This is a genomic window from Pseudomonas sp. GW704-F2 (assembly GCF_059423025.1).
The window spans coordinates 1-21664 of record NZ_JBWKXO010000064.1 but is presented as its reverse complement, the minus strand read 5'-3'; the positions used below and the strand labels follow the sequence as shown (position 1 = coordinate 21664).

22 protein-coding genes are annotated in these 21664 nt (G+C 62.5%); 8 read left to right on the top strand and 14 right to left on the bottom strand.

Translation table 11 applies throughout. From position 1 onward, the window contains the following. Positions 1–282: 282 nt before the first annotated feature. The 3 genes from cueR to AC07W0_RS29270 all read right to left on the bottom strand — a co-directional run bounded on the left by cueR (position 283) and on the right by AC07W0_RS29270 (position 3335). Positions 283–684, bottom strand: a complete 402-nt coding sequence (cueR, locus tag AC07W0_RS29280) for a Cu(I)-responsive transcriptional regulator (protein WP_026140370.1) — start codon at positions 682–684, stop codon at positions 283–285. Between the two features lie 2 nt (positions 685–686). Next, positions 687–2888 carry a heavy metal translocating P-type ATPase gene (locus tag AC07W0_RS29275; protein ID WP_102618838.1) on the bottom strand — a complete coding sequence of 734 codons (2202 nt, stop codon included), beginning with the start codon at positions 2886–2888 and terminating at the stop codon, positions 687–689. A 66-nt stretch (positions 2889–2954) separates the two neighbouring features. Next, positions 2955–3335 carry a hypothetical protein gene (locus tag AC07W0_RS29270; protein WP_017849644.1) on the bottom strand — a complete coding sequence of 127 codons (381 nt, stop codon included), beginning with the start codon at positions 3333–3335 and terminating at the stop codon, positions 2955–2957. Positions 3336–3482: 147 nt separating this feature from the next. On the opposite strand from AC07W0_RS29270, the gene AC07W0_RS29265 reads away from it, so the two are divergent. Further along, positions 3483–3674, top strand: coding sequence for a heavy-metal-associated domain-containing protein (locus AC07W0_RS29265; protein WP_017849643.1), 192 nt, complete (start codon positions 3483–3485; stop codon positions 3672–3674). A gap of 83 nt (positions 3675–3757) precedes the next feature. Continuing rightward, positions 3758–4951, top strand: a complete 1194-nt coding sequence (locus AC07W0_RS29260) for a multidrug effflux MFS transporter (protein ID WP_017849642.1) — start codon at positions 3758–3760, stop codon at positions 4949–4951. Between the two features lie 6 nt (positions 4952–4957). Here AC07W0_RS29260 and AC07W0_RS29255 read toward each other — a convergent pair whose 3' ends face one another. The 3 genes from AC07W0_RS29255 to AC07W0_RS29245 form a co-directional block, all read right to left on the bottom strand. After that, positions 4958–5143, bottom strand: coding sequence for a hypothetical protein (locus AC07W0_RS29255; RefSeq protein ID WP_017849641.1), 186 nt, complete (start codon positions 5141–5143; stop codon positions 4958–4960). A gap of 145 nt (positions 5144–5288) precedes the next feature. Continuing rightward, positions 5289–6302, bottom strand: a complete 1014-nt coding sequence (locus AC07W0_RS29250) for a zinc-binding alcohol dehydrogenase family protein (protein WP_102618839.1) — start codon at positions 6300–6302, stop codon at positions 5289–5291. Positions 6303–6442: 140 nt separating this feature from the next. Beyond that, positions 6443–6736: a putative quinol monooxygenase gene (locus AC07W0_RS29245; protein ID WP_017849638.1), complete on the bottom strand. Its 294-nt coding sequence runs from the start codon at positions 6734–6736 to the stop codon at positions 6443–6445. 118 nt (positions 6737–6854) lie between these two features. Here AC07W0_RS29245 and vimR point away from each other — a divergent pair, with 118 nt between their 5' ends. The 3 genes from vimR to AC07W0_RS29230 all read left to right on the top strand — a co-directional run bounded on the left by vimR (position 6855) and on the right by AC07W0_RS29230 (position 10090). Then, positions 6855–7781, top strand: a complete 927-nt coding sequence (gene vimR / locus AC07W0_RS29240) for a transcription regulator VimR (protein ID WP_017849637.1) — start codon at positions 6855–6857, stop codon at positions 7779–7781. Positions 7782–7918: 137 nt separating this feature from the next. Then, the gene (locus AC07W0_RS29235; protein WP_017849636.1) at positions 7919–8614 is read left to right on the top strand and encodes an ArsR/SmtB family transcription factor; all 696 of its coding nucleotides are present in this window, start codon (positions 7919–7921) and stop codon (positions 8612–8614) included. A gap of 105 nt (positions 8615–8719) precedes the next feature. Continuing rightward, positions 8720–10090, top strand: coding sequence for an MFS transporter (locus tag AC07W0_RS29230; RefSeq protein ID WP_102618840.1), 1371 nt, complete (start codon positions 8720–8722; stop codon positions 10088–10090). 64 nt (positions 10091–10154) lie between these two features. Here AC07W0_RS29230 and AC07W0_RS29225 read toward each other — a convergent pair whose 3' ends face one another. Then, positions 10155–11108 carry an adenosine deaminase gene (locus AC07W0_RS29225; protein WP_017849634.1) on the bottom strand — a complete coding sequence of 318 codons (954 nt, stop codon included), beginning with the start codon at positions 11106–11108 and terminating at the stop codon, positions 10155–10157. A 192-nt stretch (positions 11109–11300) separates the two neighbouring features. Here AC07W0_RS29225 and AC07W0_RS29220 point away from each other — a divergent pair, with 192 nt between their 5' ends. Next, entirely contained in the window at positions 11301–12389 is a 1089-nt protein-coding gene (locus AC07W0_RS29220; RefSeq protein WP_017849633.1) for a calcium:cation antiporter, read from the top strand. A gap of 89 nt (positions 12390–12478) precedes the next feature. On the opposite strand, the gene AC07W0_RS29215 is transcribed toward AC07W0_RS29220, so the two are convergent. From AC07W0_RS29215 to AC07W0_RS29190, 6 genes are all read right to left on the bottom strand, one after another. Further along, positions 12479–13837 carry an 8-oxoguanine deaminase gene (locus AC07W0_RS29215; protein ID WP_017849632.1) on the bottom strand — a complete coding sequence of 453 codons (1359 nt, stop codon included), beginning with the start codon at positions 13835–13837 and terminating at the stop codon, positions 12479–12481. A 172-nt stretch (positions 13838–14009) separates the two neighbouring features. Continuing rightward, entirely contained in the window at positions 14010–14696 is a 687-nt protein-coding gene (locus AC07W0_RS29210; RefSeq protein WP_017849631.1) for an SDR family oxidoreductase, read from the bottom strand. A 56-nt stretch (positions 14697–14752) separates the two neighbouring features. Then, a complete protein-coding gene (locus tag AC07W0_RS29205) occupies positions 14753–15334 on the bottom strand; it encodes an IMPACT family protein (RefSeq protein WP_017849630.1) in 582 nt (193 codons plus the stop codon). 12 nt (positions 15335–15346) lie between these two features. Beyond that, complete coding sequence (locus AC07W0_RS29200; RefSeq protein ID WP_017849629.1) at positions 15347–16006, bottom strand: TetR/AcrR family transcriptional regulator; 660 nt, start codon at positions 16004–16006, stop codon at positions 15347–15349. An 87-nt stretch (positions 16007–16093) separates the two neighbouring features. Further along, complete coding sequence (locus AC07W0_RS29195) at positions 16094–17485, bottom strand: uracil-xanthine permease family protein (RefSeq protein WP_102618841.1); 1392 nt, start codon at positions 17483–17485, stop codon at positions 16094–16096. A gap of 88 nt (positions 17486–17573) precedes the next feature. Next, positions 17574–18494 (bottom strand): LysR family transcriptional regulator, encoded by a 921-nt coding sequence (locus tag AC07W0_RS29190; RefSeq protein WP_017849627.1) that lies wholly within the window; start codon positions 18492–18494, stop codon positions 17574–17576. Positions 18495–18619: 125 nt separating this feature from the next. Between AC07W0_RS29190 and aptA the strand changes: the two genes are divergently transcribed. Then, entirely contained in the window at positions 18620–19969 is a 1350-nt protein-coding gene (gene aptA / locus AC07W0_RS29185) for an omega-aminotransferase AptA (RefSeq protein ID WP_102618842.1), read from the top strand. Positions 19970–20008: 39 nt separating this feature from the next. Then, the gene (locus tag AC07W0_RS29180; protein WP_017849625.1) at positions 20009–21502 is read left to right on the top strand and encodes a CoA-acylating methylmalonate-semialdehyde dehydrogenase; all 1494 of its coding nucleotides are present in this window, start codon (positions 20009–20011) and stop codon (positions 21500–21502) included. On the opposite strand, the gene AC07W0_RS29175 is transcribed toward AC07W0_RS29180, so the two are convergent. Then, a partial coding sequence (locus tag AC07W0_RS29175) for a hypothetical protein (RefSeq protein WP_218260422.1) occupies positions 21476–21664 on the bottom strand: 189 nt, incomplete at its 5' end. The two genes, AC07W0_RS29180 and AC07W0_RS29175, sit on opposite strands and share 27 nt — an antisense overlap.

Below are 21664 nucleotides of genomic sequence, written 5' to 3'. Positions count from 1 at the left end.
ATCCACCGCTATCGGGGGCAAGCCCCCTCCCACATTGGTTTCGTGTACACCCCTTACCGCCTCCCCCTTCAGACGCAACAACCACCCGACGTGTGGAAGTGATCTTCAGGCAATTGAAGATCTAAAAATATGGGAATGATCTTCAGGTAATTGGAGATCTAAATGTGGGAGGGGGCTTGCCCCCGATAGCGCCATGTCAGTCGATACTTATATTGACTGATCCACCGCTATCGGGGTGTACAGCCCCCTCCCACATTGGTTTTGTGTACACCCCTTACCCCTTCAGGCGCAGCAACCACCCGACGCCAATTCCTTGAGAATCGGACAGTCCGGCCGATGATCGCCGTGGCAGTGTTCCACCAGGTCCTGCAACGTATCGCGCAACTGCCCCAGCTCCAGAATCTTTTGGTTCAGCTCCTCGATATGCTGGCGCGCCAGGGCCTTCACATCGGCGCTGGCCCGTTGCCGGTCCTGCCACAACGTCAGCAGCTTGCCGACTTCTTCCAATGAAAACCCCAGGTCCCGCGAGCGTTTGATGAACGCCAGGGTGTGCAAGTCGTCGGCACCGTACACGCGATAGCCGCTCTCGGTGCGATGGGCGGCTTTGAGCAGGCCGATGGATTCGTAGTAGCGAATCATCTTGGCGCTCAAACCGCTTGAACGCGCCGCCTGGCCGATGTTCATGCTCATGGATGTGGGTCCTCCAGATCCTTGGGTTTCCAGGTTTTCAACAACAGCGCATTGCTCACCACGCTGACGCTGGACAAGGCCATCGCCGCGCCGGCCAACACCGGGTTGAGCAGGCCGAATGCCGCCAGGGGAATACCGATCAAGTTATACACAAAGGCCCAGAACAGGTTCTGGCGGATCTTTGCGTAGGTCTTGCGGCTGATCTCCAGCGCGGCCGGCACCAGGCGTGGATCGCCGCGCATCAGGGTGATACCGGCAGCGTGCATGGCCACGTCGGTGCCGCCGCCCATGGCGATGCCGATGTCGGCGGCGGCCAGGGCCGGGGCGTCGTTGATGCCGTCGCCGACCATCGCCACCACGCCGGTTTTTTTCAGTTCGGCGACGGTGGCGGCTTTGTCGGCCGGGAGCACTTCGGCGTGGACATCGTCGATGCCCAGCGCCTGGGCGACTACCCGCGCACTGCCGCGATTATCGCCGGTGAGCAAATGGCTGCTGATGTGCCGCGCCTTGAGTTGGGCCACGGCTTCCAGCGCGCCGGGCTTGAGAGTGTCGCCGAAAGCGAACAGCCCGAGTACCCGCGGTTGCGCGCCTTGCTCGATCAGCCAGGACAAGGTGCGGCCCTCGGCTTCCCAGGCCTTGGCCGAAGCGTTCAGTGCGCCCGCGTCCAGCCCGTTGTCTTCCAGCAGACGGCGGTTGCCCAGGGCCAGCGGCCGACCGTCGAGGGTGCCGGCAATGCCGCGCCCGGTCAGGGACTGGCTGGCGCTCACATCGGCCACGTTCAGCCCCTGTTCGCGGCAGGCATCCAGCACCGCCTTGGCCAGCGGGTGTTCGCTGCCGCGTTGCAAGGCGCCGGCCTGTTGCAGCAGCAGCGGTTCGTTGCCGTCGACTGCCGCCAAGTGGGCGATCTTCGGCGTGCCGGAAGTGAGCGTGCCGGTTTTGTCGAATACCACCGCGCTGACGGCGTGGGCGCGCTCCAGCGCTTCGGCATCCTTGATCAGGATACCGTGACGCGCCGCTACGCCAGTGCCGGCCATGATCGCGGTCGGTGTGGCCAGGCCCAGGGCGCACGGGCAGGCGATCACCAGCACGGCGACCGCATTGATGATCGCAGTCTCCAGCGAAGCGCCGTACAGCCACCAGCCGAGCAGCGTGAGCAACGCCAGCACCAGCACCGTCGGCACGAACACCTGGCTGACTTTATCCACCAGTTTCTGGATCGGTGCCTTGGCCGCCTGGGCGTCTTCCACCAGGCGGATGATGCGCGCCAGCACGCTTTCCGCGCCGAGGGCCACGGTGCGGACCAGCAAGCGCCCTTCGCCGTTGATCGCGCCACCGGTGACCTTGTCACCCGGTTGTTTCGGCACTGGCAGGCTTTCGCCGCTGATCAGCGCTTCGTCGGCATGGCTTTGGCCGTCCACCACTTCCCCGTCCACCGGGAAGCGCTCGCCGGGTTTGACCAGCACGTGGTCGCCGAGCTTGAGCGCGTTGATCGCGACGTCTTCTTCGCGGCCGTCAATCACCCGAATCGCGCGCTCCGGGCGCAAGGCTTCCAGGGCCCGGATGGCGCTGGCGGTCTGGCGTTTGGCGCGGCTTTCCAGGTATTTGCCGAGCAGCACCAGAGCGATCACCACCGCCGAGGCTTCGAAATACAGGTGCGGCATGCTGCCGACGGGCGCGGTGAGCCATTCGTACAGGCTCAGGCCGTAACCGGCGCTGGTGCCGATCGCGACCAGCAGGTCCATATTGCCGGCGCCGGCGCGCACGGCTTTCCACGCGGCGATGTAAAAGCGCGCACCGAAGATGAACTGCACCGGCGTGGCCAGGGCGAACTGGACCCAGGCCGGCAGCATCCAGTGCAGGCCGAAGGGCTGTGCCAGCATCGGCAGCACCAGCGGCAACGCGAGCACAATCGCCAGCAGCAGCGCCCAACGCTCGTGGTGCAGGCGCTGGGCTTGATCGGCATCGGTCTTGGTTTCGCTTTGGGGCAGCGACGCGCTGTAGCCGGCCTTGTCGACGGCGGCGATCAGCACGGCGGGGTCCATCTGGCCGAGCACCTCGATATGGGCGCGCTCGTTGGCCAGGTTCACGCTGACACGTTGCACCCCCGGCACCTTGCCCAGCGCGCGCTCGACACGCCCGGCGCAGCTGGCGCAGGTCATGCCGCCGATGGGCAGGTCAAACGTGGTGGTTCCATTCATGGGGCAGTCCTCCTGAAGAAGTTGCCCCTAGGATCAACCTTGACCTATGGGGAAGGTCAAGCGTCTTTAGTATCCCAATGTCGCAGGTTTGAGGTACATGCCTTCCGGGCCTTGTGCGATGCGTAATTTGCGCACGTCACCGACCTTCAGCGTGATGTTCTGCGCGGCTGGCGCCAGCAGGCCCGGTAGGCAACCCGGCGCTTGGCCCGGCAGCAGCTTCAGGCGCAGCGACACATTGCCGGCCGGCAGGTTGAACGCGGTGGACTGTTCCTGGAACAGGCGCCCGGCCAACTGGTCCTGGATGTACAGGCCGATCTCGCAGTTGGTCGGTACTTCCAGGCGTTCGCGGGAAATGATCAGCACCGCATAGTCTTCGGCGGCGCTGGCCATGGGCGCAGCGGCAGACAAACTCATCAGGCCGACAAGGCCAAAAAACGACCAGCGCATGGCGAATGCTCCGTGGTTCACATCAAAGATGGGTGAAGCTTGGCCGACTGCGTCACTGAATACCAGCCCGGCGGCTATTTTTGCCGCTTGACCTTGCCATCGTGGCAAGGTCGATACTGCGTCCACCCTCATTAAAGGAGTCATGTCATGCAAGTATTCAACGTTGAAGGAATGACCTGCGGCCATTGCGTCCGGGCAGTGACCCAGGCGGTGCAGAATCAGGACCCGGCAGCCGAAGTGAAAGTCGACCTGGCGGCCAAGCAAGTCAGCGTGCAAAGCCAGTTGAGCCGCGACGTGATCGCCGGCTTGATCCGTGAAGAAGGCTACAGCGTCGCCTGATTTAATAGTTAGCGAGCTATCGTAATGTTCAACGCACCCAAGCGCGGCTAGACTGTCGGGCTGCCGACATACTTGGGTGCCTGATGAACCTGCGCATACTCCTGATTTTGGGCGCCTTGAGCGCCTTCGCGCCGCTGGCGATCGACTTTTACCTGCCGGGTTTCCCGGCGATGGCGACGGCGTTCGCCACCGATGAAAAACATATCCAGCTGACCTTGGCGGTGTATTTCGGCGGCCTGGCCATCGGCCAATTGATCTACGGCCCGCTGGCGGACCGCTTTGGTCGTCGTGTGCCGCTGCTCAGCGGGGTCACGTTGTTTACGCTGGCCTCCTTCGCCTGCGCCTATGCGCCGTCTTTGGAATGGCTGATCGGCGCACGTTTCGTGCAGGCCCTCGGCGGTTGCGCGGGCATGGTGATTTCCCGCGCGGTGGTCAGCGACAAGTGTGATGTAGTGACCTCGGCCAAGGTGTATTCACAACTGATGCTGGTGACCGGCCTGGCGCCGATCCTTGCGCCATTGGCGGGCGGGCTGATGGTCGGGGTGTGGGGCTGGCAGTCGATCTTCCTGGCCCTGACGGTGTTCAGCGTGATGGCCGCGATCGCAGTGGCGGTCGGTTTGCCGGAAACCTTTCCGGCCCATCAGCCTCGGCAACCGTTGTCCGGGTCGCTGCGCCGCTATATCGACCTGTTGTCGGACCGGGTCTACCTCGGTTACGCCCTGACCGGGGGCATTTCGATTGCCGGGATGTTTGCCTACATTGCCGGTTCACCGTTCGTATTCATCAAACTCTATGGCGTGCCCGCCGAGCATTTCGGCTGGGTATTCGGCTCCAACGCCGCCGGCTTTATTCTGATGGCCCAAGTCAATGCGCGCTTGCTCGCCAAGCGCGGGCCGGCGTTCTTGCTGTCGCGCACGGTGTGGCTCTACATGCTGGCGGCGTTGGCGCTGCTCGGCGTCGCGGCCTTGCGCACCGATGCGTTGTGGCCGTTGCTGCTGCCGCTGTTTATCTGCATCGCCAGCCTGGGCTGCATTTTGCCCAACACCTCGGCCTGCGCCATGAGCGGGCAGGGCGCGCGAGCCGGTAGCGCCTCGGCAATGCTCGGTTGCATTCAGTTCGGCGTGGCGGCGGGGGCGGCTTCGTTGGTGGGCGTGTTGCACGACGGCACGGCGATGCCGATGGCGATGGTCATCAGCTTGTGCGGGGTCTTGGCGGTGACGATTGCACTGTCGACCCAGCGCCTGCAACGGGCACGTGCCCTACAGGCGCAGGTCTGAAAGACGTCAGCCAGCGGCGGCGGAGCGTTGCTGGTCGAGTGGGAAACGGTGGGGCGCCTGGATGCGCGCTTGCAGGGTCTCGGCGAAGGCGCGGGCTTCGGCCTCACTGCGGAAGGTGATGGCTTCGCCGTCGAGACGGACCTGCCATTTATTGCCCGGGGATTTTGCTAACGCTTTTATCAGGATCTTCATTGCTGACTTCCTCACGTAAAAGAATCGTGGCAAAGGCCGCCAATATAAACCCGAATACGTTCACAATGATGACAAAGGTCAATTCCCTGACTAGTGGTGTCGTCCATCACTTACACGAATGACGGACGACACTGACAGACCTCTTTTAGAACCCTTCCAGCACGATCTTACCCTTGGCCTTGCCGCTTTCGAGCAGCGCGTGGGCGCGGCGTAGGTTCTCGGCGTTGATCACGCCGAAGTGCTCGCCCACGGTAGTTTTCAGGGTGCCGGCATCGATCAGCTCGGCGACGCGATTGAGCAGGTTGTGTTGCTCGATCATGTCCGGCGTCTCGAACATCGAGCGGGTGTACATGAATTCCCAATGCAGCGACAGGCTCTTGCGCTTGAGTTTGCTCACGTCCAGGGCCTTCGGATCGTCGATCAGCGCCAGCTTGCCCTGGGGCTGCAAGGCTTCGACCAGTTGATCCAAATGGTGGTCGGTCTGGGTCAGGCTGGCGACGTGGGTCACCTGGGGCACACCGGCGTGTTTCAGGGCCTCGCTCAGCGGCTGGCTATGGTCGATCACCAGGTCGGCGCCAAGGGCCTTGGCCCAGGCCTGGGTTTCCGGGCGCGACGCGGTGCCGATGACCTTCAGTGCGGTGAGCTGGCTGGCCAATTGGGTCAGGATCGACCCCACGCCGCCGGCAGCGCCGACGATCAGCAGGCTCTGGCCTTCGTCCTTTTTACCCTCGCGCACTTGCAGGCGTTCGAACAACAGTTCCCAGGCGGTGATGGCGGTCAGCGGCAAGGCGGCCGCGTCGGCAAAACCCAGGCTCTTGGGCATATGGCCGACGATGCGCTCGTCCACGGTGTGCAGTTCGCTGTTGCCGCCCGGGCGTACCAGGGAGCCGGCGTAGAACACTTTGTCACCGGCCTTGAACAGCGTCACTTCACTGCCGACGGCCTTGACCACACCGGCCACGTCCCAGCCGAGCACCTTGGCGGCACCGTTTTCCGGGGCGACGTTCTGGCGGACCTTGGTGTCCACCGGGTTGACCGAGATGGCTTTGACTTCCACCAGCAGGTCGCGGGGGCCGGCGACCGGTTCCGGCAGCTCGATGTCTTGCAGGGATTTCGGATCGTTGATCGGCAGTGAGGCGTAGTAGGCAATGGCTTTCATGGGGGCTCCAGAAGTAGGGAGTTGACTGTAGGAGCGAGCTTGCTCGCGAAAAACTCACAGGGGCCGCGCTGAATCAAAAGCGCGGCGTCATCGTTTACGATTTTCGCGAGCAAGCTCGCTCCTACAAAAAAGGGCGGTGATCAGGCAAGAAATTTCAGGCGCTTGAGTTCGAAGTGCGCGAGTACGTCGGCGGCCTTGGCGCGGAAACTCTGGATGTGTGCGCTCTGGTCGTGGTCGGCCAGGGCCGCGTCGTCGCGCCAGCGTTCGAGCATGTAGAACGTCTCGGGATGTTGCAGGTCCTGGTGCAGGTCGTACTGTTCGCAACCGGCTTCCTGGCGGGTCGGTTCCAGCAGGCCGCGCAGCAGCGACTCGAGGGTGTGTTGTTGGCCAGGTTTGGCGATCAGCGTGGCGATGACGTTAAAGGCAGCGGACATATTCGACTCCTGACATGGGCTGTACGGGATGGGCAGATGATTGGCTATTTCCGATGCAGATAAAAGCGGCTAAAACAGCAGTCTGTTTCAACAATATTTTGATAATGGGTGGAATTGGATGCTGCGCTTTGATGATTTGCAGTTGTTCGTGCGCGCAGCGGACCTGGGCAGTCTGTCGGCCGCGGCGCGGGTCATGGACCTGTCGCCGGCGGTGGCCAGCGCGGCGTTGAAGCGTATCGAACAGCAACTGGGCACGCGCTTGCTGGCGCGCTCCACTCGCAGCCTGCGCCTCACCGCTGAAGGGGACGGCTTTCTCGGATATGCGCGTGCCGCACTGAGCTCGCTGGACGAAGGGCGGCGGTTATTGGCCAGTGGCCAGGACCATGTCAGCGGTGTGCTGCAACTGTCGGCACCCTCGGATTTTGGTCGCAACCAGCTGTTGCCCTGGCTCGACGAGTTCCAGCGTGACTATCCGCAACTGACGGTGCGCCTGTTGCTGGGCGACCGCATTGCCGACCTGTTCCGCCAGCCGGTGGATATCGCCCTGCGCTATGGCGAACCGGAGGATTCCAGCCTGGTCGCGCTGCCCGTCGCGCCGGATAACGTGCGCGTGCTGTGCGCGGCGCCCAGTTATCTCGAGCGCCACGGCGAACCGCGGCATCTGGAGCAACTGGCCCAGCACAATTGCCTGCTGTATATGCTCGGCACTCGCGTGCATGACCACTGGACGTTTCATGACGGCAAACGCGAAGTCAGCCTGACTGTCGGCGGCGACCGCTTCAGTGACGATGCTGACGTGGTACGGCGATGGGCTGTCGCCGGGGTGGGCATCGCCTACAAGTCCTGGTTGGATGTGAGCAGCGACGTCCGCGCCGGACGCTTGCGCGTGATTCTGCCTGAGCTGCGCGGCGAGCGGACGCCGCTCAACCTGTTATGCGCGCATCGCGCGCAGTTGAGTAAGCCCATCAACCTGCTGCGGGAAATGCTCGTGTCCCGTTGTGCGACATTGACCGCGCAGTGGTCGGAACAATTCACCAGTGCGTAATAGCCTCCACTAAAGCCGGAAATTTCACTCAGATCCTGTCCCTATCCGCGCTGTCAGACGCCGGGGAACTGGCTGCTTGCGCACCTATACTTTGGCGCCAACCACAGCAGAGAAATGATTTAACAAGGAGTGAACACATGGAACAGGCACCTTGCATCAGTCAGATTGCCAGCTTGCTCGCCGAGCCAAAACGCACCGCCATGCTCTGGGCCTTGATGGACGGCTCGGCCAAGTCTTCCCAGGAACTGGCGACGCTCACGGGGTTGTCGCCGGCCTCGGCGAATGCCCATCTGGCGCGGCTTACCGGCGGCGGTTTGCTGCGTGTCGAAGCGCGTCGCGGCAAGCGGTTGTTTCGTGTGGCGGCGGCGGATGTCAGCACCGCCATCGATGCCTTGGCCAGCACCACCATGGCCAGTGCGGCGCGCAGCTCACCGCAGGCTTCACCGCTGACCCTGGCGGCGCCGGCCCCGCTGCGCCATGCGCGGTTATGCCATGGGCACCTCGGCGGCGAACTGGCGGCGCAACTGTATCAGCGGATGATCGCGGCCGGCTGGATCGAGCGCCACGAGCTCCGCACCCAAGTCACGGTCAAAGGCGCGCAGCACCTGGCTGGCCTGGGCATTTTCACCCAGGCGCTGGCCTTGCCGCTGGTGTGCGACTGTTTCGATTGGAGCCAGCAGCAACCGCACCTGGGCGGCGCGCTGGGAGCCGGGCTATTGCAACTGTTTTTGCAGTCGAACTGGATCCGTGCGGTCAACGAGTCCCGCGCCTTGCTCGTCAGCGACACCGGGTTGGCGGAAATCACCCGGTTGGCCGTGCCCGACGCGCTCTGACCCGGATGACGTCGTTCAGAGTTGCGATCAGGTCGCACCCAGCAATAACCCGGAAAAACCATGGCCCACACTCCCAGAGGGGATTATTCACACAGGGGATGGGGCATGGGTACGCACGGCTATAGCGCGGCAGAACGGCTGGAACGGTTGCCCATCAGCGGTTACCACCGAGTCATTTTTATCATCATCGCCCTGGCGTTTTTCTTCGACTCCATGGATCTGGCGATGATGACTTTCCTGCTCGGCTCGATCAAAGCCGAGTTCGGCCTGAGCACGGCCCAGGCTGGCTTGCTGGCCAGTTCGAGTTTTTTCGGCATGGTGGTGGGCGCGTCGTTGTCCGGGATGCTCGCCGATCGCTTCGGGCGCAAGCCGGTGTTCCAGTGGAGCATCGTGTTGTGGGGGATCGCCAGCTACTTATGTTCCACGGCGCAGACGGTGGAGACGCTGACGCTGTTTCGCATCCTGCTCGGCATTGGCATGGGCATGGAGTTTCCGATCGCGCAGTCGATGCTCTCGGAGCTGATTCCGGCCAAGGGGCGCGGGCGCTATATCGCGTTGATGGATGGCTTCTGGCCGTTGGGTTTTGTGGCAGCGGGGGTGCTGTCGTACTTTTTGCTGCCGCTGATCGGCTGGCGCGACATCTTCCTGGTGCTGGCGGTGCCGGCGGTGTTTGTGCTGGCGATCCGGTTTTTTATCCCGGAGTCGCCGCGCTGGCTGGAGCAGGCCGGGCGGCATGCGGCGGCGGATAAGGTGTTGCTGGGGATCGAGGCGAAAGTGCGCGACTCCCTGGGCCGCGCCGAGTTGCCGCAGCCGATTCGCCTGCCGCGGGTGGAGAGTGTGCCGGGCAACTTCTTCTCGGCGTTCCAGCAATTATGGTCGGCGCAGTATCGCCAGCGCACGATGATGATCTGGAGTGTGTGGTTCTTCGCCTTGCTCGGCTTTTATGGGCTCACCTCCTGGTTGAGTGCCTTGCTGCAGCAGTCGGGGTTTGCGGTGACCCAGTCGGTGTATTACACGGTGATCATTTCCCTGGGCGGGATTCCCGGGTTCCTGATGGCGGCCTGGCTGGTAGAGCGTTGGGGGCGCAAGCCGGTGTGCGTGGTGACCTTGCTCGGCGGCGGGGTGATGGCGTTTCTGTATGGGCAAAGCGCGGTGTTTGGCGGCAATATCGGCCTGCTGATCGCCTCGGGGTTGTTGATGCAGTTCTTTCTGTTTGGCATGTGGGCGGTGCTGTACACCTACACGCCGGAGTTGTACCCCACCTCGGCGCGGGCGACGGGGGCCGGGTTCGCTTCGGCGATCGGGGGGGTCGGGTCGTTGCTCGGGCCGTTGGTGACCGGGCTGGTGTTCCCGATTACCGGGCAGGGCGGGGTGTTTGCCCTGGGCGCATTGTGCTTTGCGGTGGCGGCGCTGGTGGTGTGGGTGTTTGGGATGGAGACGAAGGGCAAGACCCTGGAAGAGTTGAGCGAGATCTAACCGGCAATCCACAACGAATGTGGGAGCGCGCTGGCTCCCACATTGTCAGTCGCGTTTTACGCCGTCAGGGCTTCACCAGCCGCGCATCCAGGCTGTTTTGCGCCAGGCGTTTGGCCTGGTCCTGGGTCATGCCCAGGGCGGTGTACAGCGCATGGAAGTTCTCGGTGACGTAACCGCCGAAGTACGCCGGGTCGTCCGAGTTCACCGTCACCTTCACCCCACGCTCGAGCATGTCGAGGATGTTGTGCTGGGCCATGTCGTCGAACACGCGCAGCTTGGTGTTGGACAGCGGGCACACGGTCAGCGGGATCTGTTCGTCGATGATCCGTTGCATCAGGCGCTCGTCTTCGATGGCGCGCACGCCATGGTCGATACGCTGGACTTTCAGCAGGTCGAGGGCTTCCCAGATGTACTCGGGCGGGCCTTCTTCGCCGGCGTGGGCCACGGTGAAGAAGCCTTCGTTGCGGGCACGGTCGAACACACGCTGGAACTTGCTCGGCGGGTGGCCCATTTCCGAACTGTCCAGGCCCACGGCCACGAACGCATCGCGAAACGGCAGCGCCTGGTCGAGGGTTTTCTCGGCTTCGGCTTCGCTCAAGTGGCGCAGGAAGCTGAGGATCAGGCCGCTGGTGATGCCCAGTTGCTGCTCGCCATCTTTGAGCGCGGCGGCGATGCCGTTGAGCACCACTTCGAACGGCACGCCACGGTCGGTGTGGGTTTGCGGGTCGAAGAAGGGTTCGGTGTGGATCACGTTCTGCGCTTTGCAGCGCAGCAGGTAGGCCCAGGTCAGGTCGTAGAAATCCTGGGAGGTGCGCAATACATCGGCGCCCTGGTAATACAGGTCGAGAAACTCTTGCAGGTTGTTGAAGGCGTAGGCCTTGCGCAGGGTGTCGACGTCGTTCCATGGCAGCGCAATCTTGTTGCGCTCGGCCAGGGCGAACAGCAGCTCAGGCTCCAGCGAGCCTTCCAGGTGCAGGTGCAGTTCAGCCTTGGGCAGGGCGTTGAGCCAATCGTACATGTCTAAAATCTCATCGGGTGCAATGGCGGCATTCTACAGGCCATGACTGAAATAATCGGCAAAACCTGACCAAGAGGAGAGTATTGGATCTATTCGCGCAGGGGCGCTGCGAACTAAGATGTAACGAAACGTTAGCGATGTACTGCAGTCTGTACCCCGTCAATGACTGATTTGCCGCACAAAAGGCCCGCAATGCTCACCTCTCTCAAGCAAGAAAAATTCATGCTGCTGGCGCTGATCGCCGCCGTCGCCGCGTACCCGCTGGAGCACTGGATGCTCCATAACGGGCAAATGGTCGCGCTGCTGGCCGGCCTGGCGCTGATCGGCTTTATCGTGGTGGCGTCGATGCGCGTCGCTCACCATGCCGAGCAGTTGGCGGAAAAGGTCGGCGACCCCTACGGCACCATGATCCTGACCCTGGCCGCCGTGCTGGTGGAAGTGGTGATCCTGGCGATCATGATGAGCAACGAACCGTCGCCGACCCTGGTGCGCGACACCATCTACTCGGCGGTGATGCTCGATATCAACGGCATCCTCGGCCTGGCCGCGCTGATGGGGGGCATCAAGCACGGCGAACAGTCCTACAATGACGATTCGGCGCGCACCTACAGCGTGATGATCCTCACCGCCATGGGCGTGTCGATGGTGGTGCCGGAATTCATCCCCGAAGCGGACTGGAAAATTTACTCGGCCTTCACCATCGGCGCGATGGTGGTGCTCTACACCCTGTTCCTGCGCATGCAGGTGGGCCCGCACAGTTATTTCTTCAGCTACAGCTACCCGGAAAAACGCCGCAAGACGTTGCCGGAAGAACAGGCGCCGCCGGTGAACCTGGCATATGCCATCGGTACGCTGGTGTTCGGGGTGGTTGTGATTGGCGCGCTGGCCGAGGTGATGTCCAAGACCCTCGACCTGGGCCTGGAAGGCACGGGCGCTCCGCCGGTGATGACGGCGATTGTGGTCGCGGCCATCTCGGCGGCACCGGAGATTCTGACCGCCTTGCGCGCCGCCCTGGCCAACCGCATGCAGTCGGTGGTGAACATTGCACTGGGCGCATCGTTGTCGACGGTGATCCTGACGGTGCCGGTGATGGAAGCGATGGCGCTCTACTCCGGCCAGCCGTTCCAGATGGCGATGACGCCGGTGCAAAGCGTGATGGTGTTGATCACGCTGATCGTCAGTGCGATCAACCTCAACGATGGCGAAACCAACGCCATCGAAGGGATGACCCACTTTGTGTTGTTTGCGACCTTTATCATGTTGTCGCTGTTAGGGGTGTAGGCGTGAGCTTGCTCGCGAACAATCTGAGAGCGCCGTGTGAATCAGAACACCTGCATTAGCGTTGACGTTTTTCGCGAGCGAGCTCGCTCCTACAAAGGGTTGATCAGGTTACGGGCGGCCTGGCTGTGATCGGCAATCAAGCCTTTGAGGTCGAGGCCCTCGACCTGGCCGTCGATCACCCGCCATTGCCCGCCGATCATCACCCGGTCGGCCCGGTCGGCGCCGCACAACAGCAACGCCGAAATCGGATCGTGACTGCCGGAGAAGCGCAGTTCGTCGAGCTTGAACAGCGCCAGATCGGCCTGCTTTCCTACGGCTAACTCACCGATATCCGAACGACCGAGCAACTGCGCCGAGCCTTTGGTCGCCCAGCCCAGCACGCCTTGCGGGGTGATTTTTTCCGCGCCATAACGCAGGCGCTGGATGTACAGCGCCTGACGGGCTTCGAGGATCATGTTCGACGCATCGTTGGAAGCCGAACCGTCCACGCCCAGGCCGATCGGGGCACCGGCGGCGAGCAGGTCCAGGGTCGGGCAGATGCCGGAGGCCAGGCGCATGTTCGAGCTTGGGCAATGGCAGATCCCGGTGCCGGCGGCGCCCAGGCGGGCGATTTCATCCGGGTTGAAGTGAATGCCGTGGGCCAGCCAGGTGCGCGGGCCGAGCCAGCCGACGCTGTCGAGGTAGTCCACGGTGCGCAGGCCGAAGCGTTGCAGGCAGAAATCTTCCTCGTCGAGGGTTTCCGCCAGGTGCGTGTGCAGGCGCACGTCGAGGCTCGCGGCCAGTTCGGCGCTGGCTTGCATGATTTGCGGGGTGACGGAAAACGGCGAGCAGGGCGCCAGGGCGATCTGGATCTGCGCGCCGTCGCCGCGTTCGTGGTACTGGCGGATCAGGCGCTGGCTATCGTCCAGAATCACCGCGCCCTGTTGCACGGTTTGCTGCGGCGGCAAGCCACCGTCGGCTTCGCCCAGGCTCATGGAGCCGCGAGTGAGCATGGCGCGCATGCCCAGTTCGCGCACCACGTCGACTTGCACGTCGATGGCATGTTCCAGGCCGTCCGGGAACAGGTAGTGGTGGTCTGCCGCCGTGGTGCAGCCTGAGAGCAGCAATTCCGCCAGCGCGACTTTACTGGCCAGGGCGAGTTTTTCCGGGGTCAGCCGCGCCCACACCGGGTACAGGGTCTTCAGCCACGGGAACAACGGCTGATTGACCACCGGCGCCCAGGCGCGAGTCAGGGTCTGGTAGAAGTGATGATGGGTATTGATCAGCCCCGGCAGCACCACATGTTCGCGGGCGTCGAACACCTGCGTACAGGGCTGTGCAGGCGCTTGCCCGATGCCCAGCAGTTCGCTGATCACACCGTCTTGCAGCACCAGGCCGCCACGGGCATCGAGGCCATTGGCAGTGAAAATCGCGAGGGGGTTTTTTAACCAGATACGGGTCGCAGGCATGGGCCGGCTCCTCTGAATGATGGGTTCAGGTTTGCCAGCTCAGTGTTGCCCTGTCTGCTGATCCAGGGTCGCCGGTGAAGGCGAGGTGGCTAGATTACGTGTAGTTCTAGATCGGGTCTACCGGTATGAACGCGCTGCTCTCGAGAAGCGTGTTCCCACCTTTGATGGCGGCTTACCAGGGAATGGTATGGCCCCGGTAGTCCACGAAGTGGTGGCCGCCTTTGCCGGTGTAGGCATTCACCTGATCGAGCAGGCCGCGCACGCTGGTCTCGACGTCGATGTGTGCGTTTTCGCCGCCCATGTCGGTCTTCACCCAACCCGGATGCAGGGAAAGCACGGTCATTTTTTGCTCGCCGAGTTGGGTGATGAAGCTGTTGGTCATCGAGTTTAGGGCGGCCTTGCTTGCCTTGTAGAGCGCCAGCTCGGAACCGTCGGGGATGGTCACGCTGCCCAGGACTGAACTCATGAACGCCAGCACGCCGGAATCTTTGCGGATCTGCCCGACAAAGCGCTGGGCCAGGTTGATCGGCGCCACGGCGTTGGTGAAGAACAACTGGCCGACTTCCGCCAGGGTGGCGTGGCCAGGTTCCTGGTTCGCCGGGCCCTTGACGCCGGCGTTGACGAACAGCAGGTCGAATGTGCGTTCCTTGAGGCGCTGGCTCAGGGCGATCACGGCTTGCTGATCGTCCATGTCGAGTTTCTCGATCTGTACCGGGCCAACGGCTTTCAGGGCGTCGGCCTTGTTCGGGTCACGCACGGTGGCGGTCACGTCCCAGCCATCCTTGAGCAATTGCTTGACCAGGCCAAGGCCCAGCCCGCGTGAGGCGCCGATGATCAGTGCGGTTTTTGGCGTAGACATGAAGAGCTTCCTTTGACGTCGCGGTTCAGGGCGTTCAGCGAACAACATTAGCAGTTTCAACGTTGCAGCAGGATACGCCCCCGGCTCAGGTCGGCAAGCTGGTTTTGCAGGGTGTCGATGTGTGCTTCGCCCAGGGCCAGTTGCAGCTCCACGCCGTTGGCGGTGAAGTGTTCCTCCAGCACCAGCCCGCCGAGTTCGGCGACCCGCAACTTGACCAGGTTCAGTTCGGAAAACCCGCAGTCGCAGCTCAACGGCACGCGGCTGATCAGCTCGATGCGCTCGGCGGTTTGCAGGCATTTGTTCGCGCCGCCGCCATACGCCCGCGCCAGCCCGCCGGTGCCGAGTTGGATGCCGCCGTACCAGCGAATCACCAGCACCACCACCTGATCGAAGCCCTGGGCCTCGATGGCGGCGAGGATCGGTCGCCCGGCGGTGCCGCCAGGTTCTCCGTCGTCGTTGCTGCGGTACTGGTCGGCGAGTTTCCAGGCCCAGCAATTGTGCGTGGCGTTCAGGTCGCTGTGCTGCTCGATGAACGCCTGGGCTTCTTGCGCGCTGGTGATCGGTGCGGCCAGGGTGATGAAGCGGCTTTTGCGAATTTCTTCGCGGAATTCGCAAAGGCCGGTGAGGGTGAAAGGCATAGGCGGTGTCGTCTAGAGGGCGGGCTTGATGCCACAGCCTTTGAGAATGATGTGGATCAGGTTGGTGCCGGCGTCTTCCATATCTTGTTTGGTCAACTTGGTGCGCCCGGTGACGCGGCAGATCTGGCTGGCGAAGTCGGCATAGTGCTGGGTGCTGCCCCACAGCAGGAAGATCAGGTGGACGGGGTCGATGGGGTCCATCTTGCCGGCATCAATCCAGGCCTGGAACACGGCCGCCCGGCCGCTGAACCAGGCGCGGTAGTCCTGGCCGAAGTATTCGGTAAGGCATTCGCCGCCGCTGATGATCTCCATGGCGAAGATCCGCGAGGCCTGGGGCTGTCGTCGGGAAAACTCCATCTTGGTGCGGATGTAGCGGGTGAGGGCCACGGCCGGGTCGTCCTCGGCGGTCAGCGCGTTGAAGGTGCTGTCCCACAGTTCGAGGATATTGCTGAGTACTGCGACGTACAGGCCCATCTTGTTGGTGAAGTAGTAGTGCAAGTTGGCCTTCGGCAACCCGGCGCTGGCAGCGATGGTGTTCATGCTGGTGCCCTTGTAGCCGTGACGCGCGAACTCGTCTTCGGCCGCTTGAAGAATCGCTTGCTCGTTCTTTTGCCGAATGCGGCTGGCGGGCTTCCCGGCGTGGGTGCTGTGGGCAGGAACTTCGAGGCTCATGGAGGTTTCCGTGCTGATCGATAGAGACGATGTATGCACAGATAACCCACCCTCAAGCCTCAGACAAGTCCTGATGCAATAAAACCCTCAAAGCGGTTCCAGCGTATCGCCATGTGGCGCGTTGTTTGCTGCGGGGCTCGCTTTGGCTTCCGGCAGTAACAGGCACAATGCGATGGCGGTCAGCCCGCCGCTGGTGATGGCCGAGTCGAACAGGTTTTGCACCAGCGTCGGCATCAAGTGCAGCAGGTTCGGTTGGGCGGCAATGCCCAGGCCGACGCCGAACGAGGTGGCGATGATCAGCATGCTGCGTCGGTCCAGCGGCGCCTGGGCGAGAATACGCACGCCGGCCGCCGCCACGCTGCCGAACATCACCAGGGTCGCGCCGCCCAATACCGGTTTGGGGATTTGCTGCAGCACCGCGCCGATCGATGGAAACAAGCCGAGGCAAAACAGCACCACGCCGATGTACAGGCCGACATAGCGGCTGGCCACACCGGTGAGTTGGATCACGCCATTGTTCTGGGCGAACGTGGTGTTGGGGAACGCGCTGAAGGTGGCGGCGATCATGCAGCTCACCCCGTCGCCGAGTACGCCGCCCTTGAGCCGGTTTATATAAGACGGGCCGCTGATGGGCTGGCGGGCGATCATGCAGTTGGCGGTGAGGTCACCCACGGTTTCGATGCTGCTGATCAGATAAATCAGCGCGATGGGTAGGAAGGCGCTCCAGTCGAAGTTGAAACCATAACGAAACGGCATCGGCAGGCTGATCAACGGCAGGTCGGGCAGGGCCTGGGGCACCAGTTTGCCGCTGAACCAGGCCGCGAGGCTGCCGAGGGCCAGGCCGATGATGATCGCCGAGAGGCGTACCCAGGGTGTGTTCGAGCGGTTGAGCAGGATGATCGTCAACACCACGAACAGGCCCAGTGCCAGGTTGATGGGCGCGCCGAAATCGGCGGCATTGAACCCGCCGCCGAGGTCGGTGATACCCACTTTGATCAGGCTGATGCCGATCAGGGTAATCACGATCCCGGTGACCAGCGGCGTGATCACCCGGCGCAGTTGCCCGATAAAACGGCTCAGCACGATTTGTACGGCGGCGCCGAAAAAGCACACGCCGAAGATCATCGCCAGGATGTCTTCCGGGCTGCCGCCGCGTTGCTTGACCAGGAAGCCCGCCGACAGCACGGCGCCGAGAAACGCAAAGCTGGTGCCCTGCAGGCAGATCATGCCGGCGCCGATGCCAAACGGCCTACGCGCCTGGATGAAAGTGCCGACACCGGACACCATCAGCGCCATGCTGATCAGGTACGGCAGGTGAGCCGCCAGGCCCAGGGTCGAGCCGATGATCAGCGGCGGCGTGATGATGCCGACGAAGGCGGCCAATACATGTTGCAGGGCGGCCAGTAGGGCGGGCAGGGGTTTTGGGCGGTCGTTGAGGCCGTAGATCAGGTCGCTGGGGCTGGACGTTTCTGGTGGCATGGCGGGCAAACTCGAGTCGGACGGTTCTAGGTCCTTGTGCTCTTGCAAAAAGCTGTCCACTTGCTCAGCTTTTTGTGCGAGGCCCGAATTAGCGGGTTGCCGCCAGGCTGTCGAGGAAACTTTCCAGCACCAAATGAGGGCGCCGCCCCTTGCGCGTGACCGATGCCAGGCTTAAATCGTAAAAACGTGTAGCCGGTTTCAGCGCGCGTAGTCGGCCTTGTTGTACCCACAGGCTGGCGTAGTGATCGGGCAGGTAGCCGATGTAGCGGCCGGTGAGGATCAGGAACGCCATGCCTTCGCGGTCCGAAGCGCTGGCGGTGCAGTTGAGGGCCTGGTAGTGGGCCTGGATCTCGGCGGGCAGGCGGAAGGTGGGGGCGATCGCATCCTGGTCGTCGATGCGTCCATCCTCCAACTGCTTGTCGTCGGCATAGAACAGCGGGTGGCCGACGGCGCAGTAGAGCAGCGAGCGTTCGCTGTACAGCGCCTGGTATTCCAGGCCGGACAGCGCGCTGGCCTGGGGCACCACGCCGACATGCAGGCGGCCGTCGAGCACGCCTTGTTCCACTTCATTGGGGGCAATCATGCGGATCTGGATCTGCACGTCCGGGCCGCGTTCCTTCAATTGCGCCAGGGCATGGGTGATACGCATGTGGGGCAGGGTGACGAGGTTGTCGGTGAGGCCGATGATCAGTTCGCCGCGCAAATGCTGGTGCAGGCCGTTGACCTCGGTGCGAAAGCTTTCCAGGGCGCTCAAGAGTTGCAGTGCCGACTGATAGACCTCGCGGCCTTCCTCGGTCAGCGAGAATCCGGCACGCCCGCGCTGGCACAGGCGCAATCCCAGGCGTTGCTCCAGATCGCTCATTTGCTGGCTGATGGCCGAGCGGCCGATGCCGAGCACGGTCTCCGCCGCCGAGAAGCCGCCACACTCCACCACACTGCGAAAGATGCGCAACAGGCGAATATCGAAGTCGCTGACTTGGGCCAGGGGGTCGGGTCGACGGATGCTCATAGTTTAGTCAGGGCCTGACTGAAGGTTAGAAGAGTTGGATTTCACAGACTTTATCCCCGTGGCAATTTAGCTGCAAGAACGCTTTTCAATCCCGGCGCTGCTTTTTGCCTTGCGAGGTTTTGCTGATGAACATGTCCGAAAACGCCCCTTCGTCCCTGGCCAGCCAACTGAAGTTGGACGCTCACTGGATGCCTTACACCGCCAACCGTAACTTCCAGCGTGACCCGCGCCTGATCGTGGCCGCCGAAGGCAGCTGGTTGACCGATGACAAGGGCCGCAAGGTCTACGATTCGTTGTCGGGGCTGTGGACCTGCGGCGCCGGGCACACCCGCAAGGAAATCCAGGAAGCGGTCGCCAAGCAACTGGGCACGCTGGACTACTCGCCGGGCTTCCAATACGGTCATCCGCTGTCGTTTCAACTGGCGGAAAAAATCACCGACCTGACCCCGGGCAACCTCAACCATGTGTTCTTCACCGACTCCGGTTCCGAGTGCGCCGATACGGCGGTGAAGATGGTGCGTGCGTACTGGCGCCTAAAAGGCCAGTCTACCAAGACCAAGATGATCGGCCGCGCCCGTGGTTATCACGGGGTGAGCATCGCTGGCACCAGCCTGGGTGGCGTCAACGGCAACCGTAAGATGTTTGGTCAGGCGATGATGGATGTTGACCATCTGCCTCACACCTTGCTGGCGAGCAATGCATTCTCGCGCGGCATGCCGGAGCAGGGCGGTATTGCCCTGGCCGATGAACTGCTCAAGTTGATCGAGTTGCACGACGCATCGAACATTGCCGCGGTATTTGTCGAGCCGATGGCCGGCTCCGCTGGCGTGCTGGTGCCGCCACAGGGTTACCTCAAGCGTCTGCGTGAAATCTGCGACCAGCACAACATCCTGTTGGTGTTCGACGAAGTGATCACCGGTTTCGGCCGTACCGGCTCGATGTTCGGTGCCGACAGCTTCGGCGTGACTCCGGACCTGATGTGCATCGCCAAGCAAGTCACCAACGGCGCGATCCCGATGGGCGCGGTGATTGCCAGCAGCGAGATCTATCAGACCTTCATGAACCAGGCGACGCCGGAATACGCGGTGGAATTCCCCCACGGCTACACCTACTCGGCACACCCGGTGGCCTGCGCGGCTGGCCTGGCGGCATTGGACCTGCTGCAGAAGGAAAACCTGGTGCAGAGCGTCGCCGAAGTCGCTCCGCACTTTGAGAATGCGCTGCATGGTTTGAAGGGCAGCAAGAACGTGATCGACATCCGCAACTACGGCCTGGCCGGTGCGATCCAGATTGCCCCGCGTGACGGCGATGCCATCGTGCGTCCGTTCGAGGCTGGCATGGCCTTGTGGAAAGCCGGTTTCTACGTGCGTTTTGGCGGCGACACCCTGCAGTTCGGGCCAACCTTCAACAGCAAGCCGCAGGACCTGGATCGCCTGTTCGATGCCGTCGGCGAAGTGCTGAACAAGATCGACTGATTTCTCCTTCTATATAGAACAACTTTTCAGGAGCCCTGCATGAGCCTTATCCAGCATTTGATCGACGGCCAATTGGTCAGCGAATCCGGTCGCACCGCCGATGTGTACAACCCGTCCACCGGCCAGGTGATTCACCAGGTGCCGCTGGCCAGTCGCGAAACCATCCAGCGCGCGATCGACTCGGCCAAGGCCGCATTCCCGGCCTGGCGTAATACGCCGGCGGCCAGGCGTGCCCAGGTGATGTACCGTTTCAAGCAGTTGCTGGAGCAGAACGAAGCGCGCATCTCGCAGTTGATCAGCGAGGAGCACGGCAAGACCCTGGAAGACGCGGCGGGGGAATTGAAGCGTGGCATCGAGAACGTGGAGTACGCGTGCTCGGCGCCGGAAATTCTCAAGGGCGAGTACAGCCGCAATGTGGGGCCGAACATCGATGCCTGGTCGGATTTCCAGCCGTTGGGCGTAGTGGCCGGGATTACCCCGTTCAACTTCCCGGCGATGGTGCCGTTGTGGATGTACCCGCTGGCGATCGTCTGCGGCAACTGCTTTATCCTCAAACCGTCGGAGCGTGATCCGAGTTCGACGCTGCTGATCGCGCAATTGCTGCAGGAGGCCGGCCTGCCTAAGGGCGTGCTGAGCGTGGTGCATGGCGACAAAGGCGCGGTGGATGCGCTGATCGAAGCGCCGGAGGTCAAGGCCTTGAGCTTTGTGGGCTCGACGCCGATTGCCGAGTACATCTACGCCGAAGCGACCAAGCGCGGCAAACGCGTGCAAGCGCTGGGCGGCGCGAAGAACCATGCGGTGCTGATGCCGGATGCCGATCTGGATAATGCGGTCAGTGCCTTGATGGGCGCGGCCTATGGTTCCTGCGGTGAGCGTTGCATGGCGATCTCGGTGGCGGTGTGTGTGGGTGACCAGGTGGCGGATGCATTGATCGCCAAGTTGGTGCCGCAGGTCAAGGCGCTGAAGATTGGCGCGGGCACCTCGTGCGGCCTGGATATGGGGCCGCTGGTCACCGGCCAGGCGCGGGATAAGGTCAGCGGCTATATAGAAGACGGTGTGGCCGCGGGCGCTGAGCTGGTGGTCGATGGTCGTGGCTTGAGCGTTGCCGGGCATGAGCAGGGGTTCTTCCTCGGCGGCAGTTTGTTTGACCGCGTGACGCCGCAGATGCGTATCTATAAAGAAGAGATCTTCGGGCCGGTGTTGTGCGTGGTGCGGGTCAATAGCCTGGAAGCGGCGATGCAACTGATCAACGATCACGAGTATGGCAACGGCACGTGCATCTTCACCCGTGACGGTGAAGCGGCGCGTCTGTTCTGTGACGAGATTGAAGTGGGCATGGTCGGCGTGAACGTTCCACTGCCGGTGCCGGTGGCCTACCACAGCTTTGGCGGCTGGAAGCGCTCGCTGTTTGGCGACTTGCATGCTTACGGGCCGGATGGGGTGCGTTTCTATACCCGGCGCAAGGCTATTACCCAGCGCTGGCCGCAACGGGCCAGTCATGAAGCGTCACAGTTTGCCTTCCCTAGCTTGTAAGACGCGTTGAAAGCCGGCCCCTTGGGGCCGGCTTTCGCGTTTTTGCGGCCTTTTTGACCGATATGACAGAATTGTGAAGAAAGGTGTTGACGGCAAATCCTGGACGTCTATAATTCGCCCCACTTCCGGCGCAGTCGAAACGGAAAACTCCTTGGTAAACAA

Excerpts from the sequence above, each read along its gene's own strand:
- cueR (WP_026140370.1), bottom strand. The coding sequence starts at position 684 with ATGAACATCGGCCAGGCGGCGCGTTCAAGCGGTTTGAGCGCCAAGATG.
- AC07W0_RS29275 (WP_102618838.1), bottom strand. The coding sequence starts at position 2,888 with ATGAATGGAACCACCACGTTTGACCTGCCCATCGGCGGCATGACCTGC.
- AC07W0_RS29270 (WP_017849644.1), bottom strand. The coding sequence starts at position 3,335 with ATGCGCTGGTCGTTTTTTGGCCTTGTCGGCCTGATGAGTTTGTCTGCC.
- AC07W0_RS29265 (WP_017849643.1), top strand. The coding sequence starts at position 3,483 with ATGCAAGTATTCAACGTTGAAGGAATGACCTGCGGCCATTGCGTCCGG.
- AC07W0_RS29260 (WP_017849642.1), top strand. The coding sequence starts at position 3,758 with ATGAACCTGCGCATACTCCTGATTTTGGGCGCCTTGAGCGCCTTCGCG.
- AC07W0_RS29255 (WP_017849641.1), bottom strand. The coding sequence starts at position 5,143 with ATGAAGATCCTGATAAAAGCGTTAGCAAAATCCCCGGGCAATAAATGG.
- AC07W0_RS29250 (WP_102618839.1), bottom strand. The coding sequence starts at position 6,302 with ATGAAAGCCATTGCCTACTACGCCTCACTGCCGATCAACGATCCGAAA.
- AC07W0_RS29245 (WP_017849638.1), bottom strand. The coding sequence starts at position 6,736 with ATGTCCGCTGCCTTTAACGTCATCGCCACGCTGATCGCCAAACCTGGC.
- vimR (WP_017849637.1), top strand. The coding sequence starts at position 6,855 with ATGCTGCGCTTTGATGATTTGCAGTTGTTCGTGCGCGCAGCGGACCTG.
- AC07W0_RS29235 (WP_017849636.1), top strand. The coding sequence starts at position 7,919 with ATGGAACAGGCACCTTGCATCAGTCAGATTGCCAGCTTGCTCGCCGAG.
- AC07W0_RS29230 (WP_102618840.1), top strand. The coding sequence starts at position 8,720 with ATGGGTACGCACGGCTATAGCGCGGCAGAACGGCTGGAACGGTTGCCC.
- AC07W0_RS29225 (WP_017849634.1), bottom strand. The coding sequence starts at position 11,108 with ATGTACGATTGGCTCAACGCCCTGCCCAAGGCTGAACTGCACCTGCAC.
- AC07W0_RS29220 (WP_017849633.1), top strand. The coding sequence starts at position 11,301 with ATGCTCACCTCTCTCAAGCAAGAAAAATTCATGCTGCTGGCGCTGATC.
- AC07W0_RS29215 (WP_017849632.1), bottom strand. The coding sequence starts at position 13,837 with ATGCCTGCGACCCGTATCTGGTTAAAAAACCCCCTCGCGATTTTCACT.
- AC07W0_RS29210 (WP_017849631.1), bottom strand. The coding sequence starts at position 14,696 with ATGTCTACGCCAAAAACCGCACTGATCATCGGCGCCTCACGCGGGCTG.
- AC07W0_RS29205 (WP_017849630.1), bottom strand. The coding sequence starts at position 15,334 with ATGCCTTTCACCCTCACCGGCCTTTGCGAATTCCGCGAAGAAATTCGC.
- AC07W0_RS29200 (WP_017849629.1), bottom strand. The coding sequence starts at position 16,006 with ATGAGCCTCGAAGTTCCTGCCCACAGCACCCACGCCGGGAAGCCCGCC.
- AC07W0_RS29195 (WP_102618841.1), bottom strand. The coding sequence starts at position 17,485 with ATGCCACCAGAAACGTCCAGCCCCAGCGACCTGATCTACGGCCTCAAC.
- AC07W0_RS29190 (WP_017849627.1), bottom strand. The coding sequence starts at position 18,494 with ATGAGCATCCGTCGACCCGACCCCCTGGCCCAAGTCAGCGACTTCGAT.
- aptA (WP_102618842.1), top strand. The coding sequence starts at position 18,620 with ATGAACATGTCCGAAAACGCCCCTTCGTCCCTGGCCAGCCAACTGAAG.
- AC07W0_RS29180 (WP_017849625.1), top strand. The coding sequence starts at position 20,009 with ATGAGCCTTATCCAGCATTTGATCGACGGCCAATTGGTCAGCGAATCC.